Raw genomic sequence first — 2,012 nt, 5'->3', positions numbered from 1 at the left:
CGCATCTGATCGAGCTCGATCGATTCGAACAGCGCCTTGAAGTTGCCTTCGCCGAAGCCGTCGTTGCCTTTGCGCTGGATGATCTCGAAGAAGATCGGGCCGATCTGGTTTTCGGTGAAGATCTGCAGCAGCAGGCCGCCGCCGGGCGCGCCGTCCAGCAGGATTCGGTTCTTCAGAAGCCGCGCGGTATCTTCGCCGTGGCCGGGCAGGCGTTTTTCCAGTAGCTCGTAATAGGTGTCCGGCGTGTCCAGGAAGACCACGCCGCCCTTGCGCAGGCGCTCCACCGTCGCGTAGATGTCGTCGGTGCCCAGCGCGATGTGCTGGATGCCTTCGCCGTGATAGAGGTCCAGGTATTCCTGGATCTGGCCTTTTTCTTCGGTGCCTTCCTCGTTGATCGGGATGCGGATGTTGCCGCACGGCGAGGTCATGGCCTTGGACTTCACGCCCGTCACCTTGCCTTCGATATCGAAGTAGCGGACCTCGCGAAAGTTGAAGAGGCGCGAGTAGAAGTCGGCCCATTCATCCATGCGACCCTTGTGCACGTTGTGCGTCAAATGGTCGATCATGGTCAGCCCGGCGCCGGCGTAGTTGAGATCGGCCTCGGCATTGGCCGGATCCAGCGGCTCGAAATCCACGTCGTAAATGCTGATGTCGCCGATGCCGCCCGAGCCTTGCTTGCCGCGCCAGCGGTCCACCAGATAGATCAGCGAATCGCCGATGCCCTTGATGGCGGGGATGTTCAGCTCCATCGGACCGCTGTGCGAGTCGTAGCCCCAGGCGCCGAACTCGAGCGCGCGCTTATAGGCCTTGGCGGCGTCCTGCACGCGAAAGGCGATGGCGCAGATGGACGGGCCATGCAGGCGCGCGAAGCGCTGAGCGAACGAGTCGGGGTCGGCGTTGATCAGGAAGTTGATGCCGCCTTGGCGGTGCAGTGTCACATCCTTGTGGCGGTGCTTGGCGATGGCCTTGAAGCCCAGCAGGTCGAACACCTTGCGCAACGCGACCGGGTCCGGCGCCGCATACTCGATGAATTCGAAACCGGCGGTTCCCATGGGGTTGTCCCAGGGTTGAAATGTCGTCTCCATGACGAGGCTCCCTAATGTGTCCTGGCATTGCCGGCCTTGGGTAAAAGGGGGCCGGCTCAGGTGCAATATTCTAGAAGGGAAGGTCCGGCATATGATTGCAAAGATGCTTCAAACAAGGGATAGGTTAGGCATAATTCACCCTATATAAGTAATTTTGGAGCATAAGATGCCTGCAGAAGAACTCGACAGGGTGGATCGCAAGATTCTGGCCGAATTGCAGCGCGACGGCCGCCTCAGCAATCAGGAGCTCGCCGACCGGGTGTCTCTTTCCCCCAGCCCCTGCCTGCGCCGGGTCCGTCGTCTCGAAGAACAGGGCTATATCAAGGGCTATGTCGCCCTGGTCGACCCCGGGCGGGTCGGCCTCGGGCTGCTGGCCTACATCACCATCCGCCTGAACAAGCATATCGGCGGCAGCCATGCGCCCATGGGCGATTTCGCACAGGCCGTGCAGGCCTGGCCCGAGGTGGTGGAGTGCTATGCCATGACGGGCGACATGGATTACCTGCTGCGCATCCAGGTGGCCGACCTGGCGCACTTCTCCCGTTTCGCCATGGATACGCTCATGCGACACCCTGCCGTCATCGACATGCGGTCCTTCTTTGCCTTGCAGCAAATCAAGCAGACGACCGAATTGCCGGTGGGTTCTGCCTGAAGGCAAAGATGGATTTGACACGTCTCAAAAATGTCTTCATAATCTCGTTTCTCTGCTGCACAGACGCAAACGCGTTGAGACGCGAGTCTGAGACAAGTGTCTTGGCAAGGTGTTTTAGCGAGTGGGCGAGGCGGTAGGGCGGTCGAGGCTGCGTTGGCGGTCAAGGCTTGAGTGGTACCTGTTCTTTAACAACGAAACAACCGATAAGTGTGGGCACTTGGCGCGGCGAGCGGTGCGCGGTTTTCATTTTAGGATGAAGATTGCAAGCCAAAGAC

General features: G+C 59.8%; 2 protein-coding genes. One reads left to right on the top strand and one right to left on the bottom strand.

Annotated elements, in window-relative coordinates:
• Window positions 1–1,085 (bottom strand): 4-hydroxyphenylpyruvate dioxygenase (gene hppD / locus VF436_RS13430; protein WP_330904533.1); only part of this gene is annotated, 1,085 nt, incomplete at its 3' end.
• A gap of 166 nt (window positions 1,086–1,251) precedes the next feature.
• Here hppD and VF436_RS13425 point away from each other — a divergent pair.
• Entirely contained in the window at window positions 1,252–1,737 is a 486-nt protein-coding gene (locus VF436_RS13425; protein WP_330904532.1) for an Lrp/AsnC family transcriptional regulator, read from the top strand.
• Window positions 1,738–2,012: the final 275 nt, after the last annotated feature.

Origin of the sequence: Dyella sp. (assembly GCF_036384435.1) — a bacterium.
Classification (GTDB): domain Bacteria; phylum Pseudomonadota; class Gammaproteobacteria; order Xanthomonadales; family Rhodanobacteraceae; genus GSA-30.
The sequence above is the reverse complement of the archived record's forward strand: the minus strand, read 5'-3'. Positions and strand labels throughout refer to the sequence as shown.

What these genes read in the sequence shown, in the direction of transcription:
- VF436_RS13425 (WP_330904532.1), top strand. Translation starts at nt 1,252, where the DNA reads ATGCCTGCAGAAGAACTCGACAGGGTGGATCGCAAGATTCTGGCCGAA.